This is a genomic window from Massilia pseudoviolaceinigra (assembly GCF_030846505.1).
Lineage (GTDB): Bacteria > Pseudomonadota > Gammaproteobacteria > Burkholderiales > Burkholderiaceae_D > Telluria_A > Telluria_A violaceinigra.
The window spans coordinates 260,779-274,211 of sequence record NZ_JAVCWL010000002.1 but is presented as its reverse complement, the minus strand read 5'-3'; the positions used below and the strand labels follow the sequence as shown (position 1 = coordinate 274,211).

Here is a 13,433-nt window from a genome sequence, read left to right as displayed (position 1 = left end):
GTCATTCATCCAGTGTGATTGGCACCATCTGCAGCTCTTTTGCCTTTTCCTCGGGCAGCACGTCCATCGCGAACATGCCCGCTCCCAGTTCCGTCCCGGCCAGGAACTTGAGGCGCTCGCGGGTGCGGTACGGCGGGTAAAACTCGGCGTGCAGCTGGGTTTCCGGATGCGCCTTGCCGTCGAGCGGGGCCTGGTACCACGTCATCAGGTAGGGAAAAGGCCGCTGCCACAGCCCTTCGTACTTGAGCAGCACCGCCTTGACGGCAAGCGCCAGGCAGCGGCGCTGCTCGTCGCCAAGCGCGGCGAAGTTCTCGACCGGATCGCGCGGCATGACCCACACCTCGTAGGGGTAGCGCGCACACGGTGGCACGAAAGCGACCGCATGCTCGTTGCGGTAGACGATGCGCAGAGCGTCCTCGAATTCGGTGCGCGCCATCCGGCACAGCAGGCTTTGTCCGTGTTCGGCGAAGTACGCCTGCTCGCGCTCGAGCATGCGCTGCGGGATGGGCGGCACGAAGGGATAGGAATAGATCTGGCCGTGCGGGTGGTGCAAGGTCACGCCCACTTCCGCGCCGCGGTTCTCGAACGGCAGCACGTAACGAATCGTGCCGGTGCGCGCGGCGCGTGTGGTGCGGTCGGCCCAGACCTGCAGCAGCAGGACGATGCGCGACACGCTCAGGCTATGCAGGGGCGCACCCGGGTCCTGGGTAAACACCACCACTTCGCAGCGTCCGTTGGCCGGCGCGCTGGCCACGTGCAGGGCCGGCGGATCGTGCGAATCCGGGGCCAGCGAAGGAAAGCGGTTATCGAAAACGGCGATCTCGTAATCGCCCCGGGGCAGCTCGGTGGGATTGGCCGGATCGGTATTGACGGCCAGCGGGTTATATTCCGGCGGCGGCAGGAATGGGCGATTCTGGCGGAATGCGGCATAAGCGACCCATTCACCACGCAAGGGATGCCAGCGCAAATGCGGATTGGCCTGGATCGACTCCGCCGATGGACTCGGCGCAGGATCGTGCGCGGTAATCGGCGCATTGCTGTACAAGGTCAGCGCGCGCCCGTCGGGTTTTGTCAATTCGATGGTATGCATAGAGAGCCGGATTAACTTGCGCCTTCGATGAGGGTGTTTAAAAATTGTAAGGAAATGTTAGCACGTGCCTCTTCCGTATTATTTTTAACACAACGAAACATTTCTAGCGGGAATCGTATAAGCCAAACTTTCGGTTTTCTTCACAACTGCGAGCTTGGCGTTTGTAAGAGTGAAATGTGAACTGACGTTTCGTGACCTGAGTTCACAATAGGCATACAAATGTGAGATTTGTCTTACACCAAAACGGGAAATCTTCTGGCAAGCACGATTCGCACCGGAACAACGGCCGGTGCGCCGATGTCACATTTTTTTGTGCGACCGGCGCCAAACAGGACCAAAAAATTATGCAATGTAACCAAGAATGATAATTTCCGCAAAAATGCTTATCAGTTCTTTTATACTGGTCGTTCAATATCTTAATTGAAAGAGCGATAGCGGAACACTCCGCGCATAAGCCCGTCAAGGCTTGCGGGTCAGCTGGTTTTTTAATTCCCTGGGGGCAGCGCAACGATGCATTATTGAGATACAAAGACACCTTTTTCCGATCACTGCGAATCTCTCTCGAAAAACGCATGCCGCATGCACGAGCAATCGGAATATCCGTTTTTCCTGTGCTTCACGATATTTATCTTCTGGAGAAGAATCGGCTGAATGTGGGGCAAGGTGGGTGTGAAGGTAAAGTTCAGAGCGGCCGAATCGCCCATATGAGGCTCGCCATCGCGGCCTTGAGGTAGCTTAGCGGCGTGCTGTTCATGACTGGCGCGTCCACCTTCAGCACAGTCAGGTGCCGGATAGGCGTGGCCGCCGAGCGCGGCGCCCACGACATCTTGAATTTTTTACACTATGATGTAAAAGCTCTTGTTTTTCCCGTAGGAATGTTGCCACTCTGTCACTTTCTTCGGCGAATGCGCCGAGGGGATCGGCTTCTCCAACCTCTTCAGGAAACTTACCATGTTAAAAAAACTGCTCTGCGGCGCCGCCATGATGGCGTGCGCCATGTCCGCCCACGCCGAAGTAAAAGTCTTCGATTTCAGCTACCAGAATTTCTTCCAGGATTACCGCGACGTGACGGACATCCTCAAGGGCCAGTTCTCGGTGGAAGACAAGAATGGGGATGGCGTATACGGCGCGTCGGAACTGATCGCGTTCAAATTTGTCAACCATAGCTACGCGCCTTGCGCCAACGAGTCAGGCGACAACGAAACGTCATGCTCAATTAACAGTTTCTCGTATCAACCAGGCGGACTGCTGAATTTCTCGATGGATAAAACAAGACGGAACGATTGGTCCGATACGTATTACACGGCCAGGTCGGGCGACCGGTATGGCTTTACGTCCTGGTCGAGTGGCGGCGGCCAGCCGTACTACACGGCCTATCTGTGGACCGAGAACACGCAGTTTTCGATCACCGCGGTGCCCGAGCCGCAGACCTACATGATGCTCGGCGCCGGTTTGCTGGCCCTGTTCGGGGCCGCGCGCCGCCGCTCGGCTTCCACGGCGAAGCTCGAGTCCTGATCCGGCATGGCGAAGCATTCAGCCTGCGCCACCTCTTGATAGCCTGCATGACGCACTCGCTCCCCAGAACTTAACAGGGCGTAATCCGCCCTGAATAAGCCTCATGCTTGTCGCCGTTGCCACCACATTGCTGCAACGGCCAGGGCATGAACTTAAAATAACTTCTCAGGAGAACAATTTGACCATCACAACCAATGCACAACGCAGGCTGCTGCAAGCGGGCGCCGGAATCGGCGCGGCGGGCCAGCCAGGGCTCGGCAGCGCCAGCGCAGCCGCGCAGGCGCCGACGGCAAGCGGCAAGCCGGGCGATTTCGACTTCCTGTCGGGCGAATGGACAATCCGGCACAAGCAATTGAACGGCAAGCAATGGGAGTCGTTCGAGGGCGAGGCGACCGTCATCGGCATGCTGGGCGGCCTGGCCAGCGTCGAAGAACTACGCATTCCAGCACGAAACTTCAGCGGCATGGGATTGCGCATTCTCGATGTCGAAAAAAAGCTGTGGGCCGACCATTGGTGCAACAAAAAGAACGGGGTGCTCAATCCGGCCTCGTGGGGCAGTTTTACCAACGGCGCCGGCACCTGGGACAGCACCGATATCGACGACGGCAAAGCGCTCATCACGCGCGGCGTCTGGGACAGGATCACGCCCAATTCATGCCGCTGGTACCAGGCCGTCTCGCGCGATGGCGGCGCCACCTGGGAAGAGAACTGGATCATGGAGTGGCAACGGGCCGCGATTCGGCTGCCATGAGCGCCGACATGATCTGACTGAATTTGCTATGCTCGCCTGACCAGGGCGACGCATTGCTGTGCTGCCCGCCGTCAACGCGAGATGGGATGACGCTGGCCATGCAAACGGTTATTGACGATGTAGACGATGCCGCACGCGTACGCGCGCTCGAAGCGCTGGCCCTGCTCGACACGCCGGCCGAAGAACGTTTCGACCGGCTCACCCGCCTGGCCAGCGCGGCGCTCAACACGCCCATTGCGCTCGTATCGCTGGTCGACCTGGGGCGGCAGTGGTTCAAGTCGCGGGTTGGTCTGGCAGTGGCCGAAACGCCGCGCTCGATGGCTTTTTGCAGCCATGCGGTGGCCGGCCGCGAACTGCTGGTGGTGCCGGACACCTTGCGCGACGCCAGGTTTTCGACCAATCCGCTCGTCACGCAAGCGCCCAAGGTCCGGTTTTACGCCGGCCAGCCGATCTTTTCCCTGGACGGCCATGCCGTCGGCACCCTGTGTGTGCTCGACACGGTACCGCGCGCGTTCAGCGCCGCAGAATCGCTCTTGCTGCGCGACCTTGCCAGCCTGGTAGAAAGTGAGCTGAACAAAAATGCCCTGGTGAGCGCGCGCCAGGCCGCCGAACAGGCGCTGCAGCAATTCAATGCCGAACTGGAAGCGCGCATCGGCGCGCGTACCGCCTCGCTACAGGAAAGCAACCGGGCACTGACCCGGGAAGTGGCACAGCGCAAGGACATCGAAGACACGCTGCGCCAGAGCGAAGCACGCAACCGCACCATCATCGAATCGTCGCTGAGCGCCTTCGTCAGCATCGACACGCGTGGCTGCATCGTCGACTGGAATGCGGCGGCCGAACACACCTTCGGCTGGACCCGGGCCGATGTGCTCGGGCTGGACCTGGCCACCACCATCATTCCGCAGCGTTTTCGCGCGGCCCACCATGACGGCATGGCGCGCTACCTGAGCTCGGGCGTGGGCCGCGTCCTGAACCAGCGCATCGAACTTCCCGCCTGCAAGAAAAGCGGCGAGGAAATCACCGTGGAAATGGCAATCAGTGCGTTTCCCACCGCCGAGGGGGTGCTCTTCGGCGCGTTCTTGCACGACATCTCCGCCCGCCTCGACGCCCAGGGCGCCTTGCAAGAGCAGCAGAAACAGCTCGACGCCGTGCTCGATACCATCGATGTCGGCGTCGTGGCCTGCACGGCGGACGGCCGGATCAATCTCTTCAACCATGCCATGCGCGATATCCACGGACTGGCCCACGACCACGCCGCCACGCTGGCCTGGGCCGTGCACGACGATATGTTCCGTGCCGATGGGGTGACCCCGCTCGCGCCCGGCGAGACACCCCTGCACCGCTCCTTTCACGGCGAAGTGGTCCAGGACTACCCCCTGGTCATCGCGCGCGATGGCTACAAGCGCAGTTTCCTCGCCAGCGGCCGGCGGCTCCTCGACGCCGAAGGCGCGCGCATCGGCGCGGTGGTGGCGATGAAAGATGTCACCGACCTCGCGCTGGTCCAGCACGAACTCAAGCTCAACGAACAGCGCCTGCTGGCCATCACCGAAAACCTGCCCACCCTGATCGGGCAGATCGACCGCAGCGGCGTGTTCGTATTTCTCAATTCGCGCGCCGCGCGCTTTTTCGGCATGCCGCGCGAGCAATTACTGGGGCAACCGGTGCGCATGGCCTACTCCGACGCCGAATTTGCCAAAGTCGGGCCGCACATCGAGACGGCCATGGGCGGCACCCGGGCCTCGTTCGAGGGCGACATGACGGTCGAAGGTCGCTTGCTCTCCTACTATGCGTCGTATATTCCGAACCTCGACGCCGATGGCAAACCCAACGGCTTTTTCGCCATGGCGTTCGACATCAGCGAGCGCAAGGCCAGTGAAATCCGCCAGCGCGACAGCGAAGAACGGCTGCGCACCATTACCGACAACCTGCCCATCCTGATTTCCTACATCGACCGCGATACCCGCTTCCAGTTCGCCAACGCCATGCACACGCAGTGGTACGGGGTGTGTCCGGCGGAGTTGATCGGCAAGACCGTCGAGGAAGTGTTCGGCCGCGAATTTTGTGCGCCACGCGAAGCGTATTTCTATCGCTGCCTCGAAGGCGAGACGGTGCAGCTCGACATCGCCATTGCCAACGAAACGCACAACCGCGTGCTCAACATCCTGTTCATCCCGCACAAGCGCGGCGACGCGGTCCTGGGCGCGTATGTGCTCTCGACCGATGTGACGGCAACCTGGCAGCACGAGCACCAGCTCACGGAACTGGCCAATACCGACGCGCTGACCGGCCTGCACAACCGCCGCCATTACGAAGTGCTGCTGGCCGCCGCCATCGAGCGCGCCGGCCGCAGCAAGCGGCCGATGGCGCTGGTGTATCTGGACATCGACCACTTCAAAACCATCAACGATACGCTCGGGCACGCCGGCGGCGACGAGGTGCTCAAGCAATTCAGCCGCCGTTTGAACGGCGCGGTGAGGAAAACCGACACCGTCTGCCGTCTCGCCGGCGACGAATTCACCATCATCCTGGAAAACGTGGATTCGGTCGCCGAATGCGAAACGATCGGGCAAAAACTGGTGGCCTCGATGACGCTTGCTTTCGATATCCTCGGCCATCCATGGAACGTATCGGCCAGCATCGGCATCGCCTGGTGTGCGCATCAGGCCGCCACGGCCCAAGTCCTGGCCACGCATGCGGATACGGCCCTGTATAGCGCCAAGCATGCGGGCAAAAACCAGTATCGCGTCGCCGGCGTGCCCTGACGATGGCCCGCCGGGCGTTGATTTCATCTGCTACTTTCAAGGCGACATCATGAGCGTTTTCGCAGATTTTCTGGCGCAGATCGCCGATCCACAGCATCGTGAACGTACCGAAGCGGTTCTCGATTGGGTAGCTGAACAGTTTCCGCATCTGGATCGGAAAATCGCGTGGAACCAGCCGATGTTCACCGATCACGGCACCTTCATTATCGGCTTCAGCCTCGCCAAGCCGCATCTGGCGCTCGCCCCGGAAGCAGCTGCGATCGATCATTTTTCCAGGCAAATCGTCGCGGCAGGCTATGGACATACCAGCCAGTTGATCCGCATTCCCTGGAAGGGAGAGGTCGATTTTTCCCTGCTCGAGAAAATCATCCAATTCAATATCGTGGACAAAGCACGGTGCGACACGTTTTGGCGCAAGCAGGCAAAGCCGGCTGATAGCGCCCGGATTGCGGAAACAGCGCTTCCGCAGCCGCGCTGACAGCGCACGCGCAAGCCGCAAGTTATCTTACCGCTGGGAACGCCATCCTGTACAATTGAAACAATGAAATTTTTCCCTGAGCCTGCATGATCTTCCCGGTACCACTCCCCCGCTTGCCGCGCCGGCTTGCCCTCATGCTTGCCGTGCTGACATCCGTGTCCACCAACGCGCCTGCGCAACAAGACGCGGCCGGGCCCGTTCATGTGAAAATCCCGCCCGCGCTGAGCGCCAATCCGATCAAGCCCGGGTCCTGCGCCAAGCCGGTGTTTCCCAAAGCCTCGCTGCGCAGCAAGCAGGAAGGAACGGTCACGCTATCGTTTCTGATCGGCACTGATGGCGCGGTGAAGGGTGCCAAGATCGTCAAGTCGAGCGGCTTTCATTTGCTCGACATGGCCGCCCACGATGGCATCCGGCGCTGCGTGTTCAATCCGACCATCGTCGACGGCAAAGCGGAGGAAGCGTGGATGCAGATGCAATACGTCTGGACGTTCGACGGGCCAACCGCAGCCGAGGCTGCGGTTCCGCTGCCCGCCGTGCGCGCGGCCGCGGAACGCGGCGAACCCGCATCGCAGCTCCGGCTCGGGTCAATCTACATGACTGGCGAGGGTGTCGCCCGCGACCCCGCCGAAGCGTTCGTCTGGTGGCGCAAGGCGGCCGATCAGGGCGACCTGAAGGCGCATCTCAGCCTGGCCAGGGCGCTGCACTACGGAGATTCCGGAAAGCCAGACCTGGTACAAGCCATGGTCTGGTATCGCAAGGCCGCCGACCTGGGTATGCCCGAGGCGCAGAACATGCTGGGACTCCTGTTGCTCAACGGCGCAGGCGTGGCCGCCGACAAGGTGGCTGCCGACAAGGTGGCCTCACGCGAGTGGTTTCGCAAGGCGGCCGCGCAAGGATGGGCGCGCAGCCAGGCGTACTACGGCTCGCTGCTGTTGGACGACAATACTCCGGAAGGAATCGAGCAAGGCATGGCGCTGCTGTCCAAGGCTGCGGCGCAAGACGATTTCGTGGGCCAGTTTCTCCTCGGGCAATGCTACGATGCCGGGCGCGGCGTGGCGCAGGATAAAGCCATGGCGGCGACGCTGTTTGAAAAAGCGGCGCTTGGAGGCAGTAAGCGGGCGCAGCGTCTCATGGCCACGATGTACGAACGCGGCGAGGGTGTGGCGGCCGACCCGGTCAAGGCGGACCAGTGGCGCAAGGCTGCGGCAATACCACCCCCGCGCCCACGCTGAGTTCATGACGGATGCCCCGTCCTCGGCGTAAATTGCAATTTGATCCCGAGCTCACATGACCACCCTTGCCCCCTTTTCCGTCGCTGCACCGCCCGCGCCGGCTTGCCGCGCTTGCCGCCATGCTGGCGACCGTGTGCACGCAGTCGCTGGCCCAGCCCGGCGAGCTGCCGCGCACTGTCCCCGTCCCTCCGGGGCCGGTTGCGTACAACATCAAACCCGTTCTTCCCGTTGCCCAGTCCGGCAGCCGCCCTGGCCTCCACCCGCGCGGCGGCAGAGCGCGGCGCGCCCGCGGAGCAGTACGCGCTCGGCATGAGCTACATGGATGGCGCGGGCGTCGCGAAAGATCCCGCCGCAGCCATCGCATGGTGGTGCAAGGCGACGGCACAAGACTACCACGCCGCCCATCTGGCGCTGGGCACCGCCTTCCAGTTCGGCATTGGCGACAAGCCGGACCCGGCGCAGTCGGCGAGCTGGTACCGCAAGGCGGCCGACTTGGGCCTGCCCGTAGCACAGCACGCGATGGGCATGCTGGCGATGGGCCAGCCGGGACACACCCGCGACGTGGACGCGGCGCGCGAATGGTTCCGCAAGGCCTCCGCGCAAGGATACGCGCCCAGCCAGGCATTTTACGGGGCGATGCTGATGAAAGAAATCTCGCCGGAATGGATTGAACTGGGTCTCGCGCTGGTGCGCAAGGCGGTGGCGCAAAACGACGCCCAGGGACAGTTCATCCTTGCGCGCTGCTACGAACACGGACACGGCGTCGCACGCGATGACGCCAAGGCCGCGGCGCTGTACGAACACGCGGCGCTCGGCGGCAGCAAGCCGGCGCAGCAGTCCATTGCCACGATGTACGAACGTGGCCAGGGCGTGGCGGCCAATCCGGTCAAGGCGGCCAAATGGCGCCAGATCGCGGACAAACCGGTCCCGGGCCCGCGCTGACCCAGGACGCGCCAGTCGCGCACGTGGTAGCCGCCGAAGCCAGGCCGACCGCTAGCGCGCGGCGGTGAGCGCGCCGATCAGGGCACGCGCGGCAGCTGACGGGCGCCGGTGCCCGGCATAAATCGCGGAAAACGCGCGGGTGCGCCCGCGCAGTTGCGGCAGCAGCTCGACCAGTTCGCCACGCCCGATGCGGTCGCGCACGATGAAGTCGTAGCTCTGGCACACCCCGAGGCCGTGAGCGGCAAGCGAGACCACGCCGAGCACATCGTCCGAGACGGTCACGCGCGGTGTCGGCGACCAGTCCACGTCGCCACTTCCATCGCGCAACAGCCAGGGAGACACGCGCCCGGTGCTGGGCATGACGAAACAGATACAGGCATGCCGCTGCAGTTCCTCGAACGACCGTGGCGTTCCCGCTCGCTTGAGATAGTCCGGCGACGCCACCAGGCGCAACGGCGCGTCTTCCAGCTTGCGCGCCACCATGCCGCTGTCCGGCAAGTCGCCAAGGCGCACCGCCAGATCGAACCCTTCAGCCACCAGGTCGACGTTGCGGTTGGCGATATTGAGTTCCACCCTCACCTGCGGATACTGCCGCGAAAATGCATCGAGCAAACGCGGAAGGCGGTAATGCGCATACGTCGTCGGCACGCTCAGCCGCACACGCCCCGCCACATCGTCGGCCTGGCCCAGGATGGCGCGCTCGGCGTCATCGATCAGCGCGAATGCGGCCAAGGACTGCTCCAGGTACAGCTGGCCGGCATCGGTCATGCTCAGGCTGCGCGTGGTACGCCGCAACAGCTGGCTTCCCAGGTGCTGCTCCAGCCGGGCCAGCGCGCGACTGACGACCGACGCCGTGGTGGCCAGCGCCACGGCGGCCGCGGTCAGCGAACCGTGCTCGGCCACCGCCAGAAAGATCTCCACATCGCCCAAGTGCCCGTAGCGCCGCGCCATTTTTGCCTTTAAAGAACTAATCATTGTTGTCGAAGGTAGTTTATCTCCTTTGAAGGCTTGAATATAGTCTTACCTACGCCAACTACCGACGGAAACTGACCATGAATCAACTGAAACCCCTCATCGCCGCCCTGCTGCTCACCCTGGCAGGCGCCAGCCCGGCCGCCAACGTGCTGGTCGTGCTGTCCGACTCGGACCGCCTCGACCTAAAGGATGGCAAGACCTACCCGACCGGCTTTTACCTCAACGAGCTGGCGCAGCCGCTCAAGCTGTTGCTCGACGCCGGCCACGAGGTGACGTTCGCCACGCCCACCGGCAAGGCGCCCACGGTCGACGCCACCTCGCTCGATCCCATGTATTTTCAAGGCGACGCCGCCCAGTTGAAGCAGCACCAGGACTTGATCGCCAAGCTCGACATCACATCAAGCCAGCGCTCCCCGGTCATCAGCCTGGCGCGGGTCGAGCAGATTGGTTATGCGCGCTATGACGCGGTGTATGTTCCGGGCGGCCACGCGCCGATGCAGGATCTGATCCGCAGCGCCGCGCTCGGGCGCCTGCTGACCCATTTCCACCAGGCCGGCAAAACCACGGCGCTGGTCTGCCACGGCCCGGCGGCGCTGCTGTCGGCTTTGAGCAAGCCGGAAAGCACCATCGGCCGCATGGAACAGGGCAGCAAGGCCACGCCGCCCGGCTGGATCTACGCGGGCTATCGCATGACTGTGATCAGCAATCAGGAAGAAGCGCTGGCGAAGGCGGCATTGAACGGCGGCACCATGAAACTGCTGCCGCAGAGCGCGCTGGAGCAGGCCGGTGCCCGCTACAGCAGCAATGCGGCGCCATGGACCAGCCATGTGGTAACCGACCGGGAACTGATCACCGGGCAGAATCCGGCTTCGGCCTTGCAGGTCGGTCAAGCCATGGTCGAGCGCTTGAAGTAGCGCGCCAGGTCAGGAGCCGAGCGCCGCGCGGATGGCCTCGACCTTATCGAGCACCGCCGCGCGCGTTTCGTGCGCACGCGAGACCACCTGCACGTCGATCGACAGCAGGCGCGCCAGTGCCGGCGGCAGCGCGCGGTAGGCCACGCCGATGCGCGAGGTGGCCTGCATCGACTGCGGGCACAGGGCCACGCCCTCGCCCGCCGCCACCGAGGCCAGCAGCATCGTGAAATCTTTCGGTTCGAGGCGGCGCGGGGCGGCATAGCCGAAGTGCCTGAAACTGCGCTCGCACTTGTCGTAGAAAGCGGGATTGTCAGTGCGTGAAAACCAGAACAGGGGCGTGGCGCCAAGTTCGGCCAGGCCCACCTCGGCCTTCGCGGCGGCCGGGTGGGACGCCGGCAGGACCACGATCATCGGCTCGCTGCCGACCGTCGCGACCGCCAGGTCGTCGGTCGGCGTGACGATATCGCCGACGATCGCCAGATCGAGCGCTCCGCTGCGCACCCGCTCGACCAGCCGCTTCGACCAGGCGCGCTCCAGCGCCCGCCCTCCGGTGAAGGCCGAATCGGTGACGAGCGCGTTCAGCCCGGGCATCAGGGAATGATTGATCACGCTGGTCAGGCCCATGCGCACCATGGCCGCATCGTCAGCGTGAGAACCGGCGTTGGCGCCGGCCACGGCCAGGTCCAGCGCCAGCAGGATCTTGTACGCCTCGTCCTTGAAGGCTTCGCCGGCCGGGGTCAGACTTACCTGTTGGGTGTCGCGTACGATCAGCTGCACCCGCAGCATGTCTTCCAGGCCCTTGATCTGGCGCGACAGCGGCGGCTGCGACATGTTCAGCAGTTCCGCGGCACGGCGGAAATTGAGCTCCTGCGCCACCGCCAGGAAGCACTGCAAGGTTCTGGTGCTGGGTAAGTGCTTCGACAGCATGAGCATGACAACTTCTCCGGAACCGGGTCTTGGTTGCCTATTATCCCATCCTTCCGCTGCGTAGGTTCAGCGCACCGCCATCGCCGCCTCCCGCGATGCGCCGCGGCGCGGAAGGGGCGCGCCGACCTGATGCGAGGCGAGGCGCAGCACATCGCTGGGGTTGAACACGGATGGGCCGGATTGGGCGGCAAGGTCCGCCAGCAGGCCGCGCCCCAGCCGGATCAGCCGGCGGTAACCAGCGCCCAGCCAGCGTTCCCACATCGATCCGAGCGGCTGCTCGAGAATGTTTCCCAGTCCATACAGCGGCCCGAAGCCGAAGCTGACCGGATTGACCGTGCCGTCCGGTTCGAGCACGAGCACGCCGAGCAGGTCGGCCGGCCGCGCGCCCGCGTCGCTGGCGCTGGCCGTGCGGGCGTAGATCGTGCAGGGCCGCGCGATGACGCAGTTGCGGTGTACCAGGTCGGTATGCACGCCCATCTTCCCCGCGTACGCCGCCGCCAGCAGCGTGCCGGCGAGGTACAGCAGGTTGGCATCGTCGGGCCCGAGCACCGCGTCGGCCATCGTGGTGCGCGCGCGCCCCGCCGCCGAGATCGGATGCAGCTGGAGCGCCGCGGCGCCCCGCTCGCACGCCAGCGCGGCCAGTTCATCGACGTCGTCGAGGTTCTCCCCGCTCACGCCGCAGATGATGTGAAAGCCGATGCCGGCATCGGCCAGCAGGCCGAGGGTGCGCAACACGCCATCGAAAGCGCGCGGACGCCGGCGTATGCGGTCGTGCGCTGCGCCCAGGCCGTCGATGCTGACCGCCACCGTATCGACCTGGCGCAGGATGTCCAGGTTGCCGCGGTGCGGCACCAGCAGGCCGTTGGTGATGAGCGCCGTCTGCATGCCGCAGTCCAACGCCAGCGCCACGACATCGGCCAGCCATGGATAGAGCAGCGGTTCGCCGCCCGAGATGGCGAGCCGGGTGTAACCCCACGCCGCCGCCTGCCGGATCGCCCCGGCCGCCTGCTCGAACGTGAGCATGCCGGCGGCATGCGGCGCGCTGTCGGAATAGCAGTGCGCACACGCCAGGTTGCACCTGCGCAGAGGATGCAGGTGAAAGATGGCATTGGCGGTCGGGCCGGCGGCAGGCATGGCGGCGGCGGTCATTTCAGGCCAACCCTGACATGCACACGCCACAGATCGCGCATCGGTATGCCGTAGGGAAAAATCTCGATACGACGCAGCTCGGGATGCTTCTGGATCTGCAGGATCGCCGCCCCCAGCCCGGCCATGGGCACCGAGGTTTTCAGGACCAGGGCGTCGGGCTTGAGTATGCCGTCAGGGAAGATGTCATCGAATTTGAATCCCATGCCATGCAGCTCGGCCACCGAATCGGTCAGGTCGGCGATCTGCTCCCTGGTGTAGTGGTAGCGCAGGCGCGCCGTCAGCGCGGTGTTCAGGTCGTTCGGCTTAGACATGTGCAGGCTCCATGATGGTTTTGGTAATGAGGACCGACAGATCGGACAGCAGTTTCAGCACAGCATCGTATTTTTCGATGGTGAAAACGAACAATTGCAGCGCATCGGTCAAGGCCTTGGTACGCGTCACCGTGTCGGCCGAGGGCGGCCGGATCTGTATTCTTTCTTGCAGGATGTCGATGATGGCGTTGTTGACCGTGTTGCGGCGCTCGCGCAACTTGGCCAGCACCATGTACACCTTGGCCCGGTCCTTCGGGCTGGCTGTTTCATATTCGATGGTGACGTCGGCGATGGCGCGCTGCAAAATGGTTTCGATGCTTTGCAGCCAGGGAATTGCTGAGTCGGACATGATGCTCTCCTCGTTGGTGGATGGAATACAGTGGT

13 protein-coding genes are annotated in these 13,433 nt (G+C 63.4%); 7 read left to right on the top strand and 6 right to left on the bottom strand.

Going from position 1 to position 13,433, the window contains the following annotated elements:
* Position 1: 1 nt before the first annotated feature.
* Complete coding sequence (galT, locus tag RBA40_RS03105) at positions 2 to 1,090, bottom strand: galactose-1-phosphate uridylyltransferase (protein WP_306645882.1); 1,089 nt, start codon at positions 1,088 to 1,090, stop codon at positions 2 to 4.
* Between the two features lie 951 nt (positions 1,091 to 2,041).
* On the opposite strand from galT, the gene RBA40_RS03100 reads away from it, so the two are divergent.
* The 6 genes from RBA40_RS03100 to RBA40_RS03075 all read left to right on the top strand — a co-directional run bounded on the left by RBA40_RS03100 (position 2,042) and on the right by RBA40_RS03075 (position 8,773).
* Positions 2,042 to 2,605, top strand: coding sequence for a PEP-CTERM sorting domain-containing protein (locus tag RBA40_RS03100; protein WP_306645880.1), 564 nt, complete (start codon positions 2,042 to 2,044; stop codon positions 2,603 to 2,605).
* A 178-nt stretch (positions 2,606 to 2,783) separates the two neighbouring features.
* A complete protein-coding gene (locus RBA40_RS03095) occupies positions 2,784 to 3,356 on the top strand; it encodes a hypothetical protein (RefSeq protein ID WP_306645878.1) in 573 nt (190 codons plus the stop codon).
* A 98-nt stretch (positions 3,357 to 3,454) separates the two neighbouring features.
* Positions 3,455 to 6,121, top strand: coding sequence for a sensor domain-containing diguanylate cyclase (locus RBA40_RS03090; protein WP_306645876.1), 2,667 nt, complete (start codon positions 3,455 to 3,457; stop codon positions 6,119 to 6,121).
* 49 nt (positions 6,122 to 6,170) lie between these two features.
* Positions 6,171 to 6,599 (top strand): iron chaperone, encoded by a 429-nt coding sequence (locus RBA40_RS03085; protein ID WP_306645875.1) that lies wholly within the window; start codon positions 6,171 to 6,173, stop codon positions 6,597 to 6,599.
* Positions 6,600 to 6,733: 134 nt separating this feature from the next.
* Positions 6,734 to 7,831, top strand: coding sequence for a TonB family protein (locus RBA40_RS03080; RefSeq protein ID WP_306645873.1), 1,098 nt, complete (start codon positions 6,734 to 6,736; stop codon positions 7,829 to 7,831).
* A 198-nt stretch (positions 7,832 to 8,029) separates the two neighbouring features.
* Positions 8,030 to 8,773: a tetratricopeptide repeat protein gene (locus RBA40_RS03075; RefSeq protein ID WP_306645871.1), complete on the top strand. Its 744-nt coding sequence runs from the start codon at positions 8,030 to 8,032 to the stop codon at positions 8,771 to 8,773.
* Between the two features lie 51 nt (positions 8,774 to 8,824).
* Here the strand turns inward: RBA40_RS03075 and RBA40_RS03070 are convergent, their stop codons facing one another.
* Positions 8,825 to 9,724 (bottom strand): LysR family transcriptional regulator, encoded by a 900-nt coding sequence (locus tag RBA40_RS03070; protein WP_306646039.1) that lies wholly within the window; start codon positions 9,722 to 9,724, stop codon positions 8,825 to 8,827.
* 101 nt (positions 9,725 to 9,825) lie between these two features.
* On the opposite strand from RBA40_RS03070, the gene RBA40_RS03065 reads away from it, so the two are divergent.
* Positions 9,826 to 10,662 carry a type 1 glutamine amidotransferase domain-containing protein gene (locus RBA40_RS03065; RefSeq protein ID WP_306645870.1) on the top strand — a complete coding sequence of 279 codons (837 nt, stop codon included), beginning with the start codon at positions 9,826 to 9,828 and terminating at the stop codon, positions 10,660 to 10,662.
* Positions 10,663 to 10,671: 9 nt separating this feature from the next.
* Here the strand turns inward: RBA40_RS03065 and RBA40_RS03060 are convergent, their stop codons facing one another.
* Genes RBA40_RS03060 through RBA40_RS03045 form a run of 4 tightly spaced genes read right to left on the bottom strand, consistent with a single transcriptional unit; the run spans position 10,672 to position 13,398 of the window.
* Positions 10,672 to 11,595, bottom strand: a complete 924-nt coding sequence (locus tag RBA40_RS03060; protein ID WP_306645869.1) for a LysR substrate-binding domain-containing protein — start codon at positions 11,593 to 11,595, stop codon at positions 10,672 to 10,674.
* 60 nt (positions 11,596 to 11,655) lie between these two features.
* Entirely contained in the window at positions 11,656 to 12,738 is a 1,083-nt protein-coding gene (locus RBA40_RS03055; protein ID WP_306645867.1) for a radical SAM protein, read from the bottom strand.
* Positions 12,735 to 13,049 (bottom strand): hypothetical protein, encoded by a 315-nt coding sequence (locus RBA40_RS03050; protein ID WP_306645866.1) that lies wholly within the window; start codon positions 13,047 to 13,049, stop codon positions 12,735 to 12,737. Before RBA40_RS03050 ends, RBA40_RS03055 begins: the two co-directional genes overlap by 4 nt.
* A complete protein-coding gene (locus RBA40_RS03045; protein ID WP_306645864.1) occupies positions 13,042 to 13,398 on the bottom strand; it encodes a hypothetical protein in 357 nt (118 codons plus the stop codon). Before RBA40_RS03045 ends, RBA40_RS03050 begins: the two co-directional genes overlap by 8 nt.
* Between the last annotated feature and the right edge of the window lie 35 nt (positions 13,399 to 13,433).